The organism is Prosthecobacter sp. (assembly GCF_044378005.1).
GTDB lineage: Bacteria > Verrucomicrobiota > Verrucomicrobiia > Verrucomicrobiales > Verrucomicrobiaceae > Prosthecobacter.
Genome location: NZ_JBILYB010000032.1, coordinates 19,085 through 38,909, shown reverse-complemented (window position 1 = coordinate 38,909; position 19,825 = coordinate 19,085). Strand labels below are relative to the sequence as shown.

Genomic DNA, 19,825 nt, shown 5'->3' with positions numbered 1-19,825 from the left:
GATCCGCATGAAACTCGTCGCTGCCATCCTTCTCGTCCTCTGTCCCGCTCTCGTCGCAGCCACACCCAACTTCGTCATCATCCTCGCGGACGACCTTGGTTACGGTGACGTGCACGTGAACAACCCAGAGCGCTCGAAAATCCCCACGCCAAACATGGATCGTCTTGCTGCGGAGGGGATGCGCTTCACGGATGGACATTCGAGTTCAGGCTGCTGCTCACCGTCGCGCTACACGCTGCTCACGGGGCGCTATCATTGGCGGACGACATTGCAGGCGGGCATCGTCAGCGTGTGGGGCAAGCCACTCATCGCACCAGATCGTCTGACGATTGGCAAACTGGCGCAGCAGCATGGCTATCGCACAGCCTGCATTGGCAAATGGCATCTCGGCAGAGACTGGCCGATCACGCCGGAGCAAAAAGCACACTTCACTGGCTTCGGCGGCAAAGCGGGTGGCGGCGGCGAGGTTTCGACGGCGATCACCGATGCGCATCGCGAGACATGGAAGGCGGTGTTTTCGCAGCGCATAGCAGGAGGGCCGACAGAGCGCGGCTTTGACGAGTATTTCGGCACCGACGTGCCGAACTGGCCGCCGTATTGCTTCATCGACGGAGATCGCACCGTCGGCATCCCGAACGTGCTGCTGCCCGCGTCGAAGTTGGTGAAGAACCAGGCAAGCCTGCAAGGCCCTGCGTTGCCGGACTGGCAGTTGGAGGGCATTTTGCCCGCGCTGGCGGATCGGGCGGAAAAGTTCATCCAAACGCAGTCAGAGGCGAAGAAGCCCTTTTTACTTTACCTGCCGCTCACCTCGCCACACACGCCGCTGGCCGTAAATGCCGAGTGGAAGGGCAAAAGCGACCTCAACAGTGATTACGCTGATCTGGTCATGGAAACCGACGCGGTGATCGGTCGTGTGCTGGCAGCATTGAAGGCCGGTGGCGTCGAAAACGACACCTTCGTGCTGTTCACAAGCGACAACGGCTGCGCGTCCTACATCGGCGTGCCGCCGCTGGAAGCGCAGGGCCACTTCCCCAGCGGCCCGCTGCGTGACTACAAGGCCTCCGTCTATGAAGGCGGTCATCGCGTGCCTTTCGTCGTGAAATGGCCCGGAGTGGTGAAAGCCGGAAGCGTGTGCAAGCAACTCGTGCTGCAAGCCGACACCATCGCAACGCTCGCCGAGATCCTCGGCACCAAACTGCCCGAGACGGCTGGTGAAGACAGCTTCAGCCTCATGCCACTGATCAAAGGCGAAGACCGACCCATCCGCACCCACGCCATCAACACCGCCTGTGGCGGCACGCCGAGTCTGCGCGAAGGTGCCTGGAAGCTCGTCCTCGCCGCTGATCCGGTGATGAAGACGCCCGTGCAACTCTACAACCTCGATGAAGACCTCGGCGAGACCACAAACCTCGCCGCCATGCATCCCGACCGCGTGAAGTCGATGCAAGACACGATGGAAAAACTCATCCGCAATGGCCGCAGCACGTCCGGTGCTCCGCAGAAGAATGACATCAAAGTCGTGCGTTACCCCAAAGCAGCCGTACCGGCCAAAGCCAAGAAAAAATCATGATCCGATCACTCGTCTTCTGTCTCACCACCATCGGCAGCCTGGCCATTGCTGCCGAGCCTGCTTTTCTCCACGAAGCCTTCGACGCCGGCTTCGATGCGAAGCGATTCACCACACCCATCCCGAACAAGAACACGGAGGTGCGGGATGGCGTACTCTGGACGCGTGGTGACAGCGGCGGGAAGTATCCTCCAATGGTTTATCTGCCCGTCGAAGGCAGGGACTTGAGCATCTCCTTCCGCTACCGGCATCTCGGTGATGGCGGCTGGCTGTGGTTCTTCGTCGATGGTGATGATGGCTTCGGCAGCGTCGATCACATGCTGCGCGTGAAGCTTCTACGCACCGGCGTCCAGCTCCAGATCGATGCGCATTCCAAAGACCCGAATCACCCCATGCGTCAGAAGCAGGGTCGGCCTGCTGATAAGGTCAGCGGTGCCTACCGCCTGAATGAACATCTGCCGCTTGAGAAAGTCGATCTCGCCAAGAACGAATGGCACACCGTGAAGCTCGTCTTCACTGGCGAAACCGTCGTCATCACCCTTGATGACACAACGTGGACTCACACCCTTGCGCGTCCAAATTTTGACGCCGCCAAGCGTAAGCTGCTCTGGATGCAAAACGGTGGTTCTCAGGGAATCGAACTCGATGACATCCATGTAGAACCCGCCTCGAAAAAGCCATGAAGACCATCCTCTCCTCACTCGTCCTCATCCTAAACTCATTACTCGATTCCACGGCGGCATCGAAGCCCGACATCGTCTTCATCATCGCCGATGACCTTGGCTGGGCGGACGTGGCGTTTCATGGTGGCAATGCGCCGACGCCAAACCTTGATCGCCTCAAGCGTGAAGGAGTGGAACTCACGCAGCACTACGTCGCGCCAGTGTGCAGCCCGACACGCACGGGACTGATGACCGGACGCTGCTGGAGCCGCTTCGGCGTCACCACACCGCAGAATAATCGCGCGCTGCCGTGGGACACCGTCACGCTGCCACGCGCGCTCAAGGCCGCAGGCTACGACACCTGCCTCACGGGCAAGTGGCACCTCGGCTCGCTGCCGGAGCAGGGTCCAAATCACTTCGGATTCGACCACTCCTACGGCTCACTCGCGGGTGGCGTGAGCCCGTGGAATCATCGTTACAAGCAGGGGCCGTTTTCCATCACCTGGCATCGGAATGAAAAGCTCATCGAAGAAGAAGGCCACGTCACCGACCTCATCGCGGCGGAGGCCGTGAAATGGATTGAGGCACGCGGCAACGCGCCCTTTTTCCTCTATGCACCCTTCACCGCCGTGCATCTGCCGGTGAAGGAACCTGCAGAATGGGTCGCGCGTGTGCCCGCAGCTATCACTGGCGATGTGGCACGCCACTACGCGGCATCGGTGATGCATCTCGATGATGCCGTGGGCCGCATCATTACCGCGCTGGAAAAGAAAGGCCGCCGGGGGAACACACTTCTCATTTTCACCAGCGACAACGGTGGCAGCACCACGGAGAACAACGATCTCAAGTATCCCGACGACAACTGCCCGAATGGCCAACTCACCGGCAACAACTTGCCTCTGCGCGGGCAGAAAGGCAGCGTGTATGAAGGTGGCATCCGCGTGCCCACGCTGCTCTCATGGCCGGCAAAGCTGAAACCGGGCACCTACAACGGTGTCGCGCAAATCATCGACTGGATGCCCACGCTCTGCGCTCTCGCAGAAGCCAAGCCCGCGCAGGATTTGAAATGGGACGGCCTCAATCTCTGGCCGCAGTTCAGCAGCGCGGAGCCAATTAAACCTCGCGCGATCTACACCACCGGCCCCGGCTTCAACGCCCGTGCTGTGCGTGATGGCGACTGGAAACTCATCGTCTCCCGTAAAGGGGCTGCAAAGAAAGATGCGGCTCCTGCTGGTGAAATAACCGAGCTCTACGACCTCGCGACCGACCCGAACGAAACCACCGACCTCGCTGCGAAGATGCCGGAAAAGGTCGCCTCACTACACGCTCGAATGGACGAGCTTTCCAAAGCAGACCGCGACTCTGTAGTGAAGGACTGAACCATGAAACACATCCAATCCGTCATCAGCGCCCTGCTGCTCGCTCCAGTGAGCGCGCTCCAAGCCGCCGACTTCATCCTGGTCGATAACGGCAAAAGCCTTGCTCCCATCATCCTGCCGACGGAGCCGACGATGTTCACCAAGATCGCCGCACAGGATTTGGCCGCATACATCGGCAAGGTCGGCGGCGTGAAGCCGGAGATTCTGGAAGGGCTGCCGAATCCGGTGCCAGCACATGCGATCTGGGTGGGGTTTCAGCCGCAGCTCAAGGCGTTGTTTCCTGACACCGACTTTGATTTCAAAAACCCCGAGGAGATACTCATCAAGTGCGATGGCAAGCATCTCGCCATCGTCGGACGCGATGTCTGGGACGCGATCACGAACCAGATGACGATCAAGGGCGGCGCGACGGAAGCGGAACGAAAAGACTACCTGGCGGGCTTCGCGGAGGCGAACCGCGATGTGGTGGGTTTTCAGTATGAGTATGGCACTGTGAACGCGGTGGCGACATTCTTGCAGGACCAACTCGGCGTGCGCTGGCTCTGGCCTGGAGCGGCGGGTGAAGTGGTGCCGAAGCAGTCCAGAGTGATCGTTGGCCCGATGGAGTTCCGCTATCACCCGAAGATCCGCCAGAGATCGACGGTGTATGCGCCGCTGGCCCTTTATAAACAAGGCGGGAAGCCGGGATCGAGTGGTGGCGACTGGGTCCGCAGACAGCGCCTCCAGCTCGACTCGCTCTACACGCCGAGCGGCGGTCACGGCTTCACCGAATGGTATGCGACCTTCCACAAAACCCACCCGGAATACTTCGCCCAGCAATCGGATGGCACGCGGGTTTACAAGGGCGAGCCGCGACATGCCAAACTTTGCCAGTCGAATCCCGCCGTCGTGGAGCAGTGGCTGAAAATTGTGGAGGCAGCAATTGCCAAAAATCCGCACCGCACTGTTTTCAACGTCGCGGCCAACGACGGCACCGCCAGCGGCATCTGCTGCTGCGAGAAATGCAAAGCCTGGGATCATCCCGACGGAATGAAAATGGTCTGGAACTACCCCGGCGGAACCGAATTGATCGGAGTAGCCACCACGGACCGCGAGGTCACCTTCGCGAACATCCTCGTGAGGAAGCTCAGGGAACGCTACCCGGACAAAGATTACAAAGTGCTCATCCAAGCCTACGGCGGCGCGGCCACTCCGCCGGTCAAAGCGGTGCCCGACGCCAACGTGATCGTCTCCTCAGTCGCCGCTACCTTTTCCAATCTGGAGGAATGGTCGAAGAAGACCACGGCGGGCATGATCTGGCGACCGAACTTCGCCGATCCAGCGCACTGGAAGACCGGCGGACCGCCGAACATCACGGGAACCGCCGACTTACTCAAGCGGGCAGCAGCTTGTGGCGTTTCAGGCGTTTCCCTCGACATGCTGTGGTCGTGGTGGTCCACGCAAGGGGCGATGTATTACGTCATGGCACAACTCGCTTGGAATCCTGACAAGTCGGTCGGTGAAATCATGGACGACTACTGTAAATCGGGCTTCGGACCTGCGGCTGATGAGATCAAAGCCTATTGGAAACTCCTCCAAGACAACCGCATCGCCATCGCGCCCGATAAGGCGACCACAGGCACCAAAACCTGGGCGGAGGCCTTCAATCCAGACTTCTTCAAGACCGCCTACGCGCTGCTGGACACAGCCGCAGCCAAGACCGCCACCGCCGGAAAAGAATACACCGACCGCATCGCCTTCGTCCGCGCCGGACTCGACTACCTGCGACTGAACACGGAGAATCAGGCGCTGGCAAAACAGGGCATCGAAGCGAAAACCCCTGACCCAGCCATCAAGACCAGGATGCAGGCGAACTGGGCGGCGATTCAAGAGATCGACAAAAAGTTCCCCGAGGCCTTGAACATCACCCGAGTGTCAGAACTCGGTTATATCAACCCTGCCGTGGACCACCGCGAGATCGAAAGAAAGCTGGCGAACAAGGCAGCTCTCAAAAAGCGGAAGGACGCCAAACGAATGGAGCTCAATGCGAAGTGAGCTGCTCCCCTTGGTGCCTCTTCATTTACCGGGCAGCTGCACTCGTGATCACGAGTCCCATGATCCCATATCGAGAAATCAGAAAGCATAGGTAAAAAGCACAGGCTCGTTGCATGTGATGGAGCGCCACGTTAGTAGTGATGTTTTATGATGAAAGCAGCGTCGCACGAGTCCACCCCATCCGCTGAGGAACTGCCGGAGGAGTTGCGTCCCGCCGCAAGGGCACTGACCAAGGCGCTGGCAGAAAATCACGGCGTGAACCATTGTTTCGCGGACTTTTGTGCCAAGGCGTATGTGAAGCCTGAGTGGGCTGGGGCAGCCAGCGAATTCCTCGTGTCCTCCTTCGGAGAGCGCGAGGAGGAGCTGGCCGGCATGGCTCGCATCCCGGACCTGATCATCGAGCTGGCCAGTGGACAGCAGACGCTGACCACGGTGGTGGCCTTCCAGTGGGCGGCACGCGCAGATGCCGGCCGTCTGGCAAAGCTGGCCGAGGCACTGGCCGCCACTCAGTCCAAGATCCAGAGTTCGGAGGTCGTGCATCTGATGCTCGCCCTGGCCACCTCTCTGGCGATCACGCGCTACCCGCGTGCGATTCAGATGCTGACATTGTCGGAGCCCCAGGCCACGGAGGAACATGCGGAGAGTCTCGCCGAAGCCCGGCAATGGCTGGCCATCGGCGGCATTCTGCGCGGTTGCAGCCAGGAAACGCGCGATCTCTGGGATTACCGCCTGCGTCGGCGACGCACGACGTGGACTTGGACGAGCCCGGTAGAATGTGCGGCGCTGGAGGAATTGGCGGATCATTTGAAGCCTGATCAGGACGGCTCGGAAATTTTCAAATCCATCGTTCCTGCCGCCTGGTGGGAGACAGCTCAGAAACTCATCGCCGAGCGAGCTGTCAGTGACACTGAACCGACGGAGCCTGAGCGGATCGAGTCCGAGCCTATTTTCCCACGGACAGCCGCGTCCTCTTTGGCGAGCCAGGACATGGCTGTGAGTGGAACGACTTCGCTGTTCCCGCCTGAGGAGCCCCCCGTCATCATCTGGAATGCCTGGCCCTTTTTTGCTGGAGGGCTCGTGGGTGCGGCTGCCTTGGCGATGGTCATCTGGGTTTCGCCCTATGAGCTGAAAAAAGTCCGGCTGACCGACTCGGCTGAAAGCGAATACCGCTCCATCACACCTGCCGCAGATGAACCACCGCCGCCGCAGGAAGAATGGCGCAAGACAGAGGCAGCCCGCGTGGCCGCTGAAAGCACGGACCTCAAGGATTTGCATGGACGCATCCTGACCAGCACCTGGGCGGATGTGGAGGGACTGCTGTCTGGCTCCACGGCCGACCTCCCCAAAGAGGATACCCGCTACCCACGCCTGCTCACCTGGCTGCATCTCGACCCGCCGAAGGATGTGGAAATCCGCAAGCGCCTCCCTGCCTTGCTCAGTGCCGTGAAGGCGGACAGCGACACCCTCGAACTCTGGGACAAGCTGGCCTACAAAGGCAGCCCGATGGAAGAGGCCATCCGCAATGGGGCACGTCGTCAGATTTACGAAAACAAGGACGCCTGGACTGCCAGCCAGGAGCATGTGCTCGGCCGCATCGGCTTTCCTACAGCTCCGTAGCCTCCGGCTCCTTCACAAACAGCAGGCGCAGGGAGTTTAAGCAGACCACCACGGTGCTGCCTTCATGGGTAAGGACGCCCAGCGTCAGCGGCACGACGCCAAACAGCGCGGCCACCGCCATCACCATCACCGAGCCGAGCGAGATGGCGAGATTTTGCCGAATGATCGACCTCGCCCGCGAGCTGATGTGACGGGCGGAGAGCAGTTTCTCGATCTTGTCCTGCATGAGCACCACGTCCGCCTGCTCCAGCGCCGCATCACTGCCGCGCGCGCCCATCGCCATGCTGACGTACGCCACAGCCAGACTGGGCGCATCATTCACACCGTCGCCGATCATCGCCACCTTGTGTCCCTGCTTCGTGAGTTCCTGGATGGCGGCCACTTTGTCCTCGGGATGCAGGCCTGCGCGCACATCGGTCACACCGAGTTCCTGCGCCACCTGAGTCGCCGCGGCACGGCGGTCGCCCGTGAGCATCACCGTGCGCACATGATCTGCGGCCAGCGCTTTCAAAACGGCTCGGCTGCCACGGCGGATCTCGTCTTTGAGCAAAACACGGCCCATCGTGCCAGCGTTCAGCACCCAGACTTCAGAGAAGCCGAGTGGTGCATCCGGCACCTCGGCCAGCCAGCGGGAGAAGTCTCCCTGGTCCATGAGTTCACGCCTGCCCACATAGGTCACGCCATCGGCGGTGCGTCCACGCACGCCCTGGCCGGGGATGGACTGATATTCGCTCAGCTCGCCGGGCTCGATCCCCTGCCCTTTCGCGTGCTGCGTGATCGCCCGGGCGATGGGGTGATTCGAGTGTGCATCCAAGGTCACCGCGAGGCGCAGCACTTCATTTTCACGCCCCGGCGGAAAGCTTTCAACGAGAGCCACGCGCAGATTGCCTTCGGTGAGCGTGCCCGTTTTATCCATCGCCACCGTGTCCACTTCGGCCAGCTTCTCGATAGCAGCACCGCCGCGAAACAAAATCCCGCGTCGTGCGCCCCAGGCGATGGCCGCGAGGATGGCCGAAGGGATGGAAAGCACCAGCGCGCAGGGGCTCATCACCACCAGCAGCGTCATCGCGCGATAGAAGGCCGACTTTGTGCCCTCCGTGCTGGCGAAAGGCTCCAGTCCCAGCGCCAGCCACCAGATCAAAAACATCACCAGCACCAGACCTAGCGTGATCAGCGTGTAGGTCGTGCCGAAACGATCCGTGAAGCGCTGGCTGGGGGCGCGCATCTGCTGCGCCGTCTGGATCATGAGGATGATGCGTGCCAGCGCGCTCTGGGTGGCGAGTTTGTCCACCCGCGCCTGCACCAGGCCCCAGAGATTCAACGTGCCGCCAAAGATCTGTGCGCCTTTGCCTTTGTCCACCGGCACCGCCTCGCCCGTGAGCGTGGATTCATCCGCCGCCGTCTCGCCGCTGATCACTGTGCCATCCACGGGGAAAAGCTCCGCCGGGCGCACCTGGATCACATCACCTATTTTCAGATGCGCCACCGCGCGGGTCTCCACGGAGCCATCTGGCAAAACCACGCGCGCCTGCTTCGGCGCCGCCTTGGTGAGGGCTGAAATCTCACGGTGAGTGCGGTGAAGTACATAATGCTCCAGCGCCCCCGAAGTGGAGAAGAGAAACAGCAGCAGCGCCCCCTCCTCCCAGGCTCCGATGGCAACCGCACCCGCTGCCACGGCAAGCATGAGGAAATGAACATCCAGCCGCCGCTCACGCAGATTTTCCCAGGCATCCTTCGCCGCATCCCAGCCACCACTGACGAGGGCGATGCCGAACCAAGTGTGAGCCACCCACAACGGCACCTGGAAGAACCGCTCCGTCACCCAGCCGGCAACCAGCGCCACTCCGCAGATGGCGGCCTGCAGGGCCAGCGCCCTCCATTCCTCATCACTCTGCCGTTCCATTTCCTCCGGCTCCGGCCACTCAAAATCACGCCACTTCCAAAAACGAGGCGCGGTGGGGCAGGTCGGCTTTTGCAGCAGCAGCGCACCTTCCTGGCGCGTCATTTGCAGCCCCTCGGCATGACCAAGCGGGGCGGAGGCCAGCAGACGCTCATCCAGACTGCGCAGGACTTCATCCAACTGCGTCTTCAGCGCCTCCATGTCCACCGGCCCCAGGGTGGCTACCTCGACACGACGATCACCCGCATTCAGCCGGATCGCCTCCACGCCGCTCTGGCCCGCCAGGAAGTCAGCCAACGCGTCAGTCCAGGATGTATCAGTCTCTTTTTCAGCCGCCATGTTCCGCGCTGATACGCCAGAATTGCAAGGCTGTCCGCTTCTTTGAGCAAGGAAGCCGGGGCACCTATTCCCACACGGAGTCTAGCTTTGAGAAAAACGAGTTGCAAAGATCTTTGTTCGAGCGAACAGAGTTCGTATGTTCGGCTCCACCAACATCAAACTCACGGATCGTCAGCAGGAACTCCTCACCTACCTGCGCCTGCATCAGCGCGAACAGGGCGTCATGCCCAGCACGCGAGACATCCAGAAGCACTTCGGCTTCTCCAGCCAGACCGCCGCCATGAGCCACCTCCGGGCTCTGGAGAAAAAAGGCGTCATCCAGCGCCATCCCCACAAGGCACGCGCCGTTGTCTTCCCCGAAGACCTGGTGCGTGAGGAGATCGTGGACATCCCCCTCTACGGCAGCATCCCCGCTGGCTACGCCGAACTCCAGCAGCAGCAGCCCGACGGCAGCCTCTCCATCGACACTGCCACGCTCGGCATCAAGCGCGCGGACAAAGCCTATGCCCTCCGAGTGCGCGGCGAATCCATGATCGGCGCGAACATCTGCGATGGCGACATCGCCATCCTCGAGATCAAAGAACCCCGCCCGCGTGACATCGTGGCCGCCCTCATCGACGGCGAAACCACGCTGAAACGCTACGTGATCGAAAACGGGCAGCCCGTCCTTCGCGCTGAAAACCCCGCCTTCCCTGACCTCCATCCAGCGGAAGAACTCGTCATTCAGGGCGTGATGAAGACCCTGATCCGCCGCATGGCGTAAGTCGGGGCCATTGGCTTTCCACTTTACTGGCTCACCGCCCCTCTTGACACCCGGCAGCGAGCTTCGGACACTCCCCCCCTCGTGTCCCTCTTCGCCTCCGGCCTTCTTTACCTCGGCCTCCTCGCCCTTCTGGCCATCATCTCCGCCACGGAGACAGCCATCCATTCAGCGCGAGATCTCGAAGAACGTCTGGAAAAGGCGGGAGAAGGTGGCGTGGCACGGAATCTGCGAAGCATTACGGCAAATCCCTTCGTCCAATTGCAACGCACGCTGCTGCTCTCCGCAACGCTGAATCTGGCTCTCGCCGCACTCGGATTGCACCTCGTTTCCGGCCCTTTCAAGGCCATGGGCTGGCACCCGTGGATCACCGCTGCGGTGTTGTTCGCCGGCACCGTTTTGGTCGGTGATGTGATTCCCAAGTTCCTTGCCGCCTACTCGCCCTCCGGCGTTCTGCTCGGCAGCCTGCGTCTGCTGAATCCACTGCGCTCCGTGCTCGATCCGCTCACGCGTCTGGCTGACCGCAGCACCGATGCACTCATCCGAAAGATCGTCCCCAGCCGCATCAAAACGCGCGTGCCGATGACGCGGGAGGAGTTTGAGACTCTCGTGGAAATGCGTGAAGAACAGGGCCTGCTCGATGCCGCTGAGGCGGAGATCATCCGCGAGGCGCTCGACATCGAGCGACTGACCGTGCGTGACTGCATGGTGCCGCGCGTGGACCTCACACTCCTGAGTTCTGAAGAAAGCGCTGCCAAGGCAGCCTCGATTCTCGATCAGTCCGCCGGGCGGTTCGTCGTCGTGTATGGCGAGACACCCGACGCCGTGCTCGGCATCATCGACACCCTGGCCTGGCGCTTCGCCGAACGGCCAGCCTGGCAACGCATGATCACCCAGGTGCCCTTCGTGCCTGAGACCATGCTCGTGCTCGATGCCCTGGAAAAACACCTCCAGCACTCCGCATTGCCCGTGCTCATCGTCGATGAATACGGCGGCCTGGAAGGCATGGTCAGTCAGGAAGAGATCGCCGACTGGCTGCTCTACGAGGCCGCGCCATGGCAGGGTGAGGCGGGGGAAATCCGCGAACTCGGCAACGGACGCTACCTCGTGGACGGCGGTGCCCGCATCGAAGACGTGGCGCAGGAGCTTGATTTGGTGCTGACCTCCGAAGGCGGCATCGACACCATCGGCGGCTTTGTTTTCAATCAGCTCGGTCATGTGCCGAAAGCAGGTGAGCGCATCCAGGTGCCCGGTGCAGACATCAAAGTCCGCCGCGCCGTTCGCGCCCGCATCCAGCAGGTCGAGCTGCGGCTTCATCGGCGCAAAGAAGACCTCGAAGACAAAGCTGCCCCGGACCACCACTAGCCCATGTACTGGATTCTCCTGCTGCTCCTCGCGCTCGCGCTCTCTTTTGCCCTCTCGGGCCTGGAGAGCGCTGTACTTTCCGTGAGCCGTGTGCGCGTTCGACATGCCGCCGGGGCGGGAGATCGCCGCGCAGCCGGGCTGCTGCCTCTGCTCGCAGATCGTGACGCGCTGCTCGGGGCCATCACCGTGGCGAATCATGTCACGAACCTCGTCGCCTTCCTCATCATCGCCTCGAAGCTCGTGCGCATCTCTGGTGGCTGGGGTTACCTCACCGCCTTCGTGATCGGCCTGCCCATCTTCCTCATCGGACTTGAGATCCTGCCCAAGAAGCTCTTCCGCCGCTACCCCTTCCGCACCATCCGCACTCTCTCGCCACTCGTGCATCTCGTGGGACTCATCCGCCCGCTATTTCGTCTCTTTGCCCGTCAGCAGTCAGCCTCAGAGACCGCCCCAAGCATCCCCGAAGTATCCGCCGGGCGCGAGGATCTCCGCCAGCAGGCGCGTGCGCTCCAGCGTCTCGGCCAGCTAGCACCCGGCACCTCGCACCTGATCGAGAGAGTGCTCGGCTACCGTCGTCTCCGTGCAGCCGATGTCATGCGCCCCCTCACTCAAAGCATGGCTCTTTCACCCGACCTGCCTTTGAGCAGTGCCCTCATCCTCGGACGTGAGCACCACAGCAGCACGCTCCCGGTCATCGGGGAAAAAGGCAGCTTCATCGGCGTGATCGACCTCAGCACCTTGCCCGCCGGCCTGCCGCCAGACCGCCTCGTGCGTCAGCACATGCGCACCCTCGACACAGTGAGCGAATCCGAGGGTGCCCTCAGTGCCCTTCAACGATTGCGCAAACGTGGTCGCGCCCTCTGCCTCGTCACTGATGCGAAGTCCCTGCCCTCCGGCCTGCTGCATGAGGAGGATCTGCTCCGGCATTTGATGGGGATGGTGGCTTGATGTGTGTCACCCCTGCGGCAGCTTGATCCAGAAACGAGCGCCGCCGCTGCTGCGGTTTGAGACGCCCACACTCCCACCATGGGCGGTGGCGATGGCACGCACGAGGCTCAGCCCGAGTCCGATGCCCGGATGCCGCACCACCGCTGCGCTGCCGCGATTGTAGCGCTCCCAGATCATCTCCATCTCCTCGGGACGCACGCCGGGACCAGTGTCCTCGACAAAAATGATCGCTCCCGTGCCCTCGGCCTGCCAGCGCAGAGTCACCTTCCCGCCCTTCGGCGTGTAAGCCAGAGCATTGTCGAGCAGGTTGGAGATGGCCTGGTTGATCAACTCTCGGTCGATGTTCAGCACCACGTCCAGCCCCTGCTCGATGCCGAGCGTGAGCTGCCGATCTTCCGCCGCAGGAGTGAAAAGATCGACGAGGTTCTTGACCAGATCATGCACGGGCGTCTGCTGGCGGTAGAGACGCAGCGCCCCGTGATCTCCCGCGCGCACGGTGAGGATGGTCTGCACGAGCTGTGCCGCGCGGTCGATCTCCTCCAGACTACGTGCAGCAGCATCCTGAGCATCGGCGTTGTCGCTTTTATCCAAAAGCGTCTCCAAGTTTCCCCGGATGCGCGCCAGCGGGGTGCGCAGCTCATGAGCGAGCTGGTCGTTCGTGCTTTGCAGCTCACGCGTGAGGCTGAGGATCTGGTCGAGTCCTGCATTCACCACTGAAGCGAGTGTCTTCAGTTCCGGAATGGCTCGTGGAGCCATGAGGCGCGCGGTGCCCTCTGGCAGATGCAACTGGCGCGCGCTGGAGGTGAAGGCGCGGATAGGCGTGAGCACCTCATGCGAATACCAGATCACCGGCAGCAGCGCCACAGCTGCGGCCAGGATGCCCGCCAGCCAGAGATAGACGGTGATGTTGTGCTGGTAGCGCTGTGCCTCCGCATCCGTGCGGCCGAACCAAAGAATGTTTCCATCTCGAAGCTTGGTGGCACCAACGGTGAGGCGGAATTCGAGTTCCGGACTGGTGATTTCCTGAAGCACTGTTTTTCGCTTCTCCAGTTCGGCCAAAGGTGCTTTTTCCGGCCAGCGGTAGAGGCGCATGGCGTCCGGGATGTCCTCCAGCAGAATCTCGCCCGTGGGTTTGGTAATGCGCACCGCATTGCTGTCACTGTGCTGCCCGGCGGGGAAGACCTCCCGCACACCCTGAATGCCACTGGAGGCATAAATGGCGGCGTATTCCACGAGGTCATCAATGACGATCCCTGTATCGAAATGCCGCAGGTCACGGCTCACGGTGCTGCGCACAAAGACGAGCGTCAAAGCCGTGCTGGTGCCGACAAAGAGCGCCAGCAGCACCGCCAGACGCCACTGGGACGGGATGCGGTCAAACGGACTCTTTCTTGTAGGCATAACCTTTTCCTCGGATGGTTTCGATGTGGAGGTCGCTGCCTGCCGACTCCAGCTTTCGGCGCAGACGACAGATCATGGCATCGACGACATTCGTGCCCGGATCAAAGCGGATGTCCCACACCTGTTCGAGCAGGAACTGCTTGGGCACGATGCGTCCCTCATGCTTCATCAGCACCTCCATGAGCGTCCATTCGCGCGGTTGCAGATCCACGGTCTCACTGCCGCAGGTCACGCGGCGTTTCACCGGATCGAGAATGGAATTCCCCACCCGGCGACGATCTGGCTTCACCTGCGCGGCCCGGCGATGCAGCGCATCAAGTCGCGCGAGCAACTCCTCGGCAGCAAAGGGCTTCGTCAAATAATCATCCCCGCCAGCCGCCAGCCCACGCACCCGGTCCGGCACGCCTGCACGCGCCGTGAGAAAGAGCACTGGCGTTAGCACCCCCTGGCTGCGCAGAGTTTCCACCACGGTGAATCCATCCATATCAGGCAGTCCGACATCCAGGATGGCCGCATCACAGGTATGATCCTTCAGCCAGTCCAGCGCCGCCTGCCCACGCTCCACCCAGTGCAGGGAATGGCCCGCTTGCGCCATCCATGAGGTCATCTGGCGGCCGAGTTCGGGGTCATCTTCGACGAGGAGGAGATGCATGGGGAAGATGTTAGAAAAGTACGACCGGGTGATCCACTTGGGAATCACCCGGTCAAAGTCAGCTTGTTACCTGATCATGCCGGTCAGCGGCAATCCTGATCTCAAAGAATCTCAGGGCTTCTTCACCTCGACACCGGCTTCCTTCGCCACCTCTTCCTTCTTCTTTTCCACAGCAGCGGAGCCGAGTTCGAGGAGCTTCGGAGCCTCTCCGCCCTTCTCCACGAACTTCAGCGCCACGCCATTGATGCAGAAGCGGCGGTTCGTCGGCGTGTTGGCGGAGACGGATTCTTTTTCAAAGACGTGTCCTAGATGTGCCCCACATCGCTTGCACACCGTTTCGATGCGCAACATGCCGTGGGAGTCGTCGCGACGCTCCAGGACGTTCTTGGCCTTGGAGGCATCGTAGAAGGAAGGCCAGCCGCAGCCGGAGTGAAATTTTTCTTTGGAAGTGAAGAGCTCCGCATTGCAGCAGACGCAGAAGTAGGTGCCCTCGCCCTGCTTCTCGAACTCCTCGTACACCTGACCAAAGGGACGCTCCGTGCCAGCGGTGCGGGTCACACGATACTGCTCGTCGCTGAGGCGCTTCTTCCATTCTTCTTCACTGAGGGTCACTTCGGGTTTGAGCATGGCTTTGTCGGTGGCGGCGGGTTTGTCCTCCGCGCAGGCGGGGACGAGAGAGGCGATGAGAATGAGGAGACTGAGGGCGGTTTTCATGAGGGGAGATACGCTGCTACCAACGTACGAGACAACCCAAGCTTTGCTATTCCCAAAGAATGAGAAAACCAAACGAGCCAGGATGCCTCATGGCTGCGCTGTTTTGAAAACCAGCAGGCGCATGTATCTACGCGGCGCGGTGACGGCGTGGAAGGCGGTCGTGTCACGCACCTCGACGGTGAGAGCCGGTGGTGCACCTGTCTCGCCAATGAATCCGCCTCCCGACGTCACTGCACCACCCACACTGCTGGCCACAATCGTCCAACTGGATAGATCGGGGGAAGACTGCACCGCATAGGTCAGGTCTGTGGCGGTGGTCAGGCGCGTGAATCGGATCGAAAGATAGTCATGCACGCCAAAAGCCTTCTTTTCGATGACGGGCAGGCCTGCCAGGCTGGAAAGCTGGGGTGACAGGTTTAGCGCATATTCCAGGATGTTTTGGATGCCATCGCGATCCGGGTCTGCCGTGAGATCAGCATTCGCCACGCTGAAGCCAAAGGCTGCCACATAGCGCTCAAAGGTGTCAGCCACGGTGAAACTGAAAGTCTGGGTGGCGTTTGGATTCAGGCCGTTGGCAGCGGTGATGGTGATGCCAGGATAAACCCCCGGCGTGGTAGGCGTGCCTGAGAGGACCGCACCCACGAGTTCGAGTCCCGTGGGCAAAGTTCCCGCCGTGAGGCTGAAGGTGGGTGGTGGTGTGCTGCTGGAGGTGAAAGTGTGGCTGTATGAGGTCTGGAAGGCAGCGCTGGCAGGCATGAGGCTGGTGATGATCGGGGCCTCGCCACAGCAGGCGTAACTCACGTCTGATAGAGAAATCGAGTCCACCCTCCAGACGGCCCCGGAGGGACTCACCGAAGTGTCGCAGCCGAGACGGAAGCGGAGACGCACATTTTGACCGGCCGCCGAGGCCGGGAGATTGGCTGTCGTGGTCGTGTAGGCAGTGTTAGTTCCCGTCCATGCTGACCTCCCCGCGAGCGGATTCGAGTAATCAAGATCAATGGAGCCCGTGTAGCCTCCAGCCGAAAAAGAGCCGCCCGCTGTGATGAGATCGGTGAAGGCTCCTCCACCGATGGAAATCTCCAGCACCCCGCCATCGTAGTCCGGCTCCGTTTTCCAGAGATGCCGGAACGACACCTGGGCCGTGGCGGAGACGACGGGGAAGCTCGCGGAATCCAGGCGATTGTCGCTGACGCTCGTGGTCGGTGTGGCAAACACACAGTTCGGCGCAGTATCCACCGTCGTGGTTGTGGTGGCCCAGGCGGAAGGAGTGCCCGAGGCCACGGTTGCTATCCAGCCCGCTGGCAAGGCAGGCGCTGCGACTGAATCGAAGTTCTGCAAAGTGCCGCCCGCATTCTGCGACACACCAAGTCTCAGCACATAATTCACCGTTCCCAGATCCAAGAGACCATCCTGAAGCTGAAGGGTCACCGTGATGGTTCCGCCACAAGTGCCACTGGCCCTGAACGTAAAAGGCAGTGTCTGATTCCCCGCAGAGGTGATCTGGCCGTAATTCTGACTCGTGGTGATGGGTGTGACGCCGCCGGTATTTAGCAATGTAGCGACGAGATCTGTGCTCGCCACACCACCCTGGTTCATGAGCCCCAGTTGGATGGTCACCGTTTCAGCAGGATCGACAGCAGCATTGGCGGGCAGACAATTTTCAGCCGTGGGAGCCGAGGCCGTACCGGCCACGATGACAGGGCTGGAGTCTGCCACCGTGAGGTTAAATCCTTTCACCACCGCAGCTCCGCTAGTGTCCTGCACCGTCACTCGGATCGTGTAAACACCAGACACAGTGGCAGGCAAGGCCGCTGCGGTCACGACTCCTGTCACTTGATCAATGCTCAGCGTGCCTCCGCCTGGCAGTGTCGCCGGGAAAACAGTGGCTGGAGAGGCTCCGAGATTGTCATTGGCATCGGTGGGGGCGCTGGAAGGTGTGGCGGTGACGCTCATGCCTTTGAGAACATTTTGATCCGCATAGTCTCCCAGAGTCGGGGCCGGATTCGGCTGGACGATGAGGTTAAACGTGGCCGAAGTGATCGACCCGGCGCTGTCAGTCAGCTTTAGGGTCACGGGATAAGTGCGACTGCTGAGGGTGGTGGAAATCGAACTTTCCGCCCGGGCGCTGACCACGATATTCGAACCCGAAATGCTGGCGGTGATCACCGTATCCGCAGGGGCGCTGGTGATCGTGGCTGTGAGCGGTGTATCCAGATCTGTCACCGTGCCGACGGTGGCCACCGTCGGCGTGGGCGTGCCGCGCTGAACGGTGACACTGCCCGCCATGCTCAGCACCGGAGCTGTGTTGGTGCTGGTGATGGTTAGATTCGCATCCGAGATGTCGAAAAAGATGTTCCCCACAGCCTCGATTTTGATCCTCCCCTGGGTGGTGGACACATGGCCCAGATCTGGAATGGTCACTTCCTCGGTTCCGTCATTCGTGGTGCTCTCCGCCAGCACGATGGGGAAGGTATTCCCGCCATCGGTGGACAGGGAAATTTTGACATCGGCGCAGTTCACCGGAGCCGCGGTAGTGCCTGCGACGGACCAGTTCACCGTTTGCAGCGTGCCTCCGGCGATCGTCGCCGCAGCTCCCTGGGAAGTGAGGGCAAAAGGCCCGGCAGCAGTCGTCGAGGTCACCGTCGTCGAGGCGTAATTCGAGCCGCCGCCAGCGGGGTGACTATCCCGCACCGTCACCCGGAAGGTCATGGTGCGGCTGGTCGTTGGTAGAAACTCGCCACTGATAAAAGAGCCCACCGTGGCGGGCGGCACATTGGCGTTATTTAGAATGTAAGTCAGCGATGGGAAAAGCCGCGTCGGACTCGGGCTGGGATCATAGGAGCGGAAGAGTGGGGAAGAGCCATTGTCACGCGGAGCCGCCGTGGGGTCTTGAGCCGCGCCGAGATCAAACTCCTCCCACCCGTAAGTCAGCACATCCCCCACATCAGCATCCGTGGCTGTGGCGGTCAGCGCAAAAGGCGTCTGCTGGGGGATGGTGTAGCTGGCCAGCGCCGCGATGACAGGAGGCGAGTTCCCAGTAGCGGTGGCCACGCCCACATTGCCTGGTGCCGTCGAGGTATAATCGTCGATCTGATCATAGCTGATGGTGTGGAAGTAATCGTCGCTGTTAGGGGCTAGATTTTGCGGAGAACAGATCCCCGCATAGGCCATGATCGAGGTGCCGCTGCCAGGCTCATAGGCCGTCGAAGCATTCCGATTGCCACCGCCACAACTGCCAGCCGTGGAGTTGAAGGTGTGATCTGCACCGAATTGATGGCCCATCTCATGAGCCACATAGTCGATGTCAAAAGGGTCACCCACGGGATTCGAGGAACCCGTCACGCCCTGGGCCTTCTGCCCGGTCAAGCCCACGACACCGAGGCCAGCCAACCCACCGCCCCCCGTGCTGAAGACATGCCCGATGTCGTAGTTTGCATTGCCGATGATGGCATCAACCTTCGCCTGATTTTCATCGATCAAAAAACCTCCATCATCGTTGGTAAAGCCATCGGTGACCGAATTCAGGAAAATCAACTGATCCTCCCCGTTCACCAGCTTCAGCCGGATCGACAAATCTCTTTCGAACACGGCGCTCACACGATTGACCGTCGTAAGGATCGCCCCAAGCGCGCCATTCACCGTGCCACCGCCAGCCGCCGTCGCATATTCACCGGTGCAGGACACTGCCAGCCGGTAGGTGCGCAGGGAGGCACCGGTGGGTCTTTCAGCCGCCTGACGCCGCTGGAAGCGCTTCCCCGCCGCACGATCTCCAGCTTGGACCAGGCAGTTGAGTGACTTGTCCAGAGGACGATGCTCGCGCAGGTAGCAAAGATAGCTCGTCGTGTCGTCACGCCAGTAGGGGTCGATGTAAACCGTGCCGGAAGGCGTGAAGATGATGGCGTGAAAGCCCTGCGGCGTCTGGTCCAACCTCGCCGTCAGACTCGGGTCATCGATTCCTCTCGCCACATAGGTCTTCAGATCTGGGTATTTCTTCGCCAGCTTCGGCTCCATCATCGAAGATTCCTCGATCATGAACCGGGCAAACCTGCCATCTGGCAGCGGCAGAAAAAACTCCGCCTCAGGCAGTCCCTGCGATTCAAATTCCTTCGGAACCCTGGCCATCGACTTCTTCAGCGCGCTCCCGTTCAGCGTCAGTGTACGGGCCATCACTGGCTCCAGCGTGCGCGCTGAGACCGCAGACTTGCGCCGAGCCTGAATCATCGGTTCCGGGGTATCCTGCCAGAGGTCATCTGCGGTTTGGGCACACACAATCGGACCAGTCGTGGCCAAAAAGACCGCCAGGAGTTTGTAGATCGAACGCATGGTCGGAGAGGTTCTATTTAGGAAGGGATTCTTTCCGCATCCATTTTGGAAAGAGGGTCTTTTACTAGCGACGTCGGTTCTGAAAGGGAAGGCAATTGATCAGAAAAACCTGTGAAGATTTTGCCATTCAACGAGCTTTTCCTTCGCTCAAACTTCCGCAGGAA

At 60.9% G+C, this 19,825-nt stretch carries 13 protein-coding genes; 8 read left to right on the top strand and 5 right to left on the bottom strand.

Annotated elements, in window-relative coordinates:
- The first annotated feature begins 7 nt into the window (after window positions 1-7).
- The 5 genes from AC6FTP_RS09010 to AC6FTP_RS08990 all read left to right on the top strand — a co-directional run bounded on the left by AC6FTP_RS09010 (window position 8) and on the right by AC6FTP_RS08990 (window position 7,259).
- Window positions 8-1,570 (top strand): sulfatase family protein, encoded by a 1,563-nt coding sequence (locus AC6FTP_RS09010; protein WP_497206581.1) that lies wholly within the window; start codon window positions 8-10, stop codon window positions 1,568-1,570.
- Window positions 1,567-2,250, top strand: coding sequence for a 3-keto-alpha-glucoside-1,2-lyase-like domain-containing protein (locus AC6FTP_RS09005; protein ID WP_497206580.1), 684 nt, complete (start codon window positions 1,567-1,569; stop codon window positions 2,248-2,250). Before AC6FTP_RS09010 ends, AC6FTP_RS09005 begins: the two co-directional genes overlap by 4 nt.
- Window positions 2,247-3,608 carry a sulfatase-like hydrolase/transferase gene (locus AC6FTP_RS09000; RefSeq protein WP_497206579.1) on the top strand — a complete coding sequence of 454 codons (1,362 nt, stop codon included), beginning with the start codon at window positions 2,247-2,249 and terminating at the stop codon, window positions 3,606-3,608. The genes AC6FTP_RS09005 and AC6FTP_RS09000 overlap by 4 nt, the downstream gene beginning before the upstream one ends.
- A gap of 3 nt (window positions 3,609-3,611) precedes the next feature.
- The gene (locus tag AC6FTP_RS08995; RefSeq protein ID WP_497206578.1) at window positions 3,612-5,642 is read left to right on the top strand and encodes a DUF4838 domain-containing protein; all 2,031 of its coding nucleotides are present in this window, start codon (window positions 3,612-3,614) and stop codon (window positions 5,640-5,642) included.
- A 147-nt stretch (window positions 5,643-5,789) separates the two neighbouring features.
- The gene (locus AC6FTP_RS08990; RefSeq protein WP_497206577.1) at window positions 5,790-7,259 is read left to right on the top strand and encodes a hypothetical protein; all 1,470 of its coding nucleotides are present in this window, start codon (window positions 5,790-5,792) and stop codon (window positions 7,257-7,259) included.
- On the opposite strand, the gene AC6FTP_RS08985 is transcribed toward AC6FTP_RS08990, so the two are convergent.
- Window positions 7,246-9,456, bottom strand: coding sequence for a heavy metal translocating P-type ATPase (locus AC6FTP_RS08985; RefSeq protein ID WP_497206576.1), 2,211 nt, complete (start codon window positions 9,454-9,456; stop codon window positions 7,246-7,248). The two genes, AC6FTP_RS08990 and AC6FTP_RS08985, sit on opposite strands and share 14 nt — an antisense overlap.
- Before the next feature lie 178 nt (window positions 9,457-9,634).
- On the opposite strand from AC6FTP_RS08985, the gene lexA reads away from it, so the two are divergent.
- From lexA to AC6FTP_RS08970, 3 genes are all read left to right on the top strand, one after another.
- Window positions 9,635-10,261: a transcriptional repressor LexA gene (lexA, locus tag AC6FTP_RS08980; protein ID WP_497206575.1), complete on the top strand. Its 627-nt coding sequence runs from the start codon at window positions 9,635-9,637 to the stop codon at window positions 10,259-10,261.
- Between the two features lie 81 nt (window positions 10,262-10,342).
- Window positions 10,343-11,623, top strand: a complete 1,281-nt coding sequence (locus tag AC6FTP_RS08975; protein WP_497206574.1) for a CNNM domain-containing protein — start codon at window positions 10,343-10,345, stop codon at window positions 11,621-11,623.
- A 3-nt stretch (window positions 11,624-11,626) separates the two neighbouring features.
- Entirely contained in the window at window positions 11,627-12,571 is a 945-nt protein-coding gene (locus AC6FTP_RS08970; protein WP_497206573.1) for a CNNM domain-containing protein, read from the top strand.
- 6 nt (window positions 12,572-12,577) lie between these two features.
- On the opposite strand, the gene AC6FTP_RS08965 is transcribed toward AC6FTP_RS08970, so the two are convergent.
- The 4 genes from AC6FTP_RS08965 to AC6FTP_RS08950 all read right to left on the bottom strand — a co-directional run bounded on the left by AC6FTP_RS08965 (window position 12,578) and on the right by AC6FTP_RS08950 (window position 19,661).
- Entirely contained in the window at window positions 12,578-13,972 is a 1,395-nt protein-coding gene (locus AC6FTP_RS08965) for a sensor histidine kinase (protein ID WP_497206572.1), read from the bottom strand.
- Complete coding sequence (locus AC6FTP_RS08960; protein WP_497203755.1) at window positions 13,947-14,624, bottom strand: response regulator transcription factor; 678 nt, start codon at window positions 14,622-14,624, stop codon at window positions 13,947-13,949. Before AC6FTP_RS08960 ends, AC6FTP_RS08965 begins: the two co-directional genes overlap by 26 nt.
- 111 nt (window positions 14,625-14,735) lie before the next feature.
- Window positions 14,736-15,338 (bottom strand): peptide-methionine (R)-S-oxide reductase MsrB, encoded by a 603-nt coding sequence (gene msrB, locus AC6FTP_RS08955; protein ID WP_497206571.1) that lies wholly within the window; start codon window positions 15,336-15,338, stop codon window positions 14,736-14,738.
- An 87-nt stretch (window positions 15,339-15,425) separates the two neighbouring features.
- Complete coding sequence (locus AC6FTP_RS08950; RefSeq protein ID WP_497206570.1) at window positions 15,426-19,661, bottom strand: reprolysin-like metallopeptidase; 4,236 nt, start codon at window positions 19,659-19,661, stop codon at window positions 15,426-15,428.
- Between the last annotated feature and the right edge of the window lie 164 nt (window positions 19,662-19,825).

What these genes read in the sequence shown, in the direction of transcription:
- AC6FTP_RS09010 (WP_497206581.1), top strand. Translation starts at nt 8, where the DNA reads ATGAAACTCGTCGCTGCCATCCTTCTCGTCCTCTGTCCCGCTCTCGTC.
- AC6FTP_RS09005 (WP_497206580.1), top strand. Translation starts at nt 1,567, where the DNA reads ATGATCCGATCACTCGTCTTCTGTCTCACCACCATCGGCAGCCTGGCC.
- AC6FTP_RS09000 (WP_497206579.1), top strand. Translation starts at nt 2,247, where the DNA reads ATGAAGACCATCCTCTCCTCACTCGTCCTCATCCTAAACTCATTACTC.
- AC6FTP_RS08995 (WP_497206578.1), top strand. Translation starts at nt 3,612, where the DNA reads ATGAAACACATCCAATCCGTCATCAGCGCCCTGCTGCTCGCTCCAGTG.
- AC6FTP_RS08990 (WP_497206577.1), top strand. Translation starts at nt 5,790, where the DNA reads ATGATGAAAGCAGCGTCGCACGAGTCCACCCCATCCGCTGAGGAACTG.
- lexA (WP_497206575.1), top strand. Translation starts at nt 9,635, where the DNA reads ATGTTCGGCTCCACCAACATCAAACTCACGGATCGTCAGCAGGAACTC.
- AC6FTP_RS08970 (WP_497206573.1), top strand. Translation starts at nt 11,627, where the DNA reads ATGTACTGGATTCTCCTGCTGCTCCTCGCGCTCGCGCTCTCTTTTGCC.
- AC6FTP_RS08965 (WP_497206572.1), bottom strand. Translation starts at nt 13,972, where the DNA reads ATGCCTACAAGAAAGAGTCCGTTTGACCGCATCCCGTCCCAGTGGCGT.
- AC6FTP_RS08960 (WP_497203755.1), bottom strand. Translation starts at nt 14,624, where the DNA reads ATGCATCTCCTCCTCGTCGAAGATGACCCCGAACTCGGCCGCCAGATG.
- msrB (WP_497206571.1), bottom strand. Translation starts at nt 15,338, where the DNA reads ATGAAAACCGCCCTCAGTCTCCTCATTCTCATCGCCTCTCTCGTCCCC.
- AC6FTP_RS08950 (WP_497206570.1), bottom strand. Translation starts at nt 19,661, where the DNA reads ATGCGTTCGATCTACAAACTCCTGGCGGTCTTTTTGGCCACGACTGGT.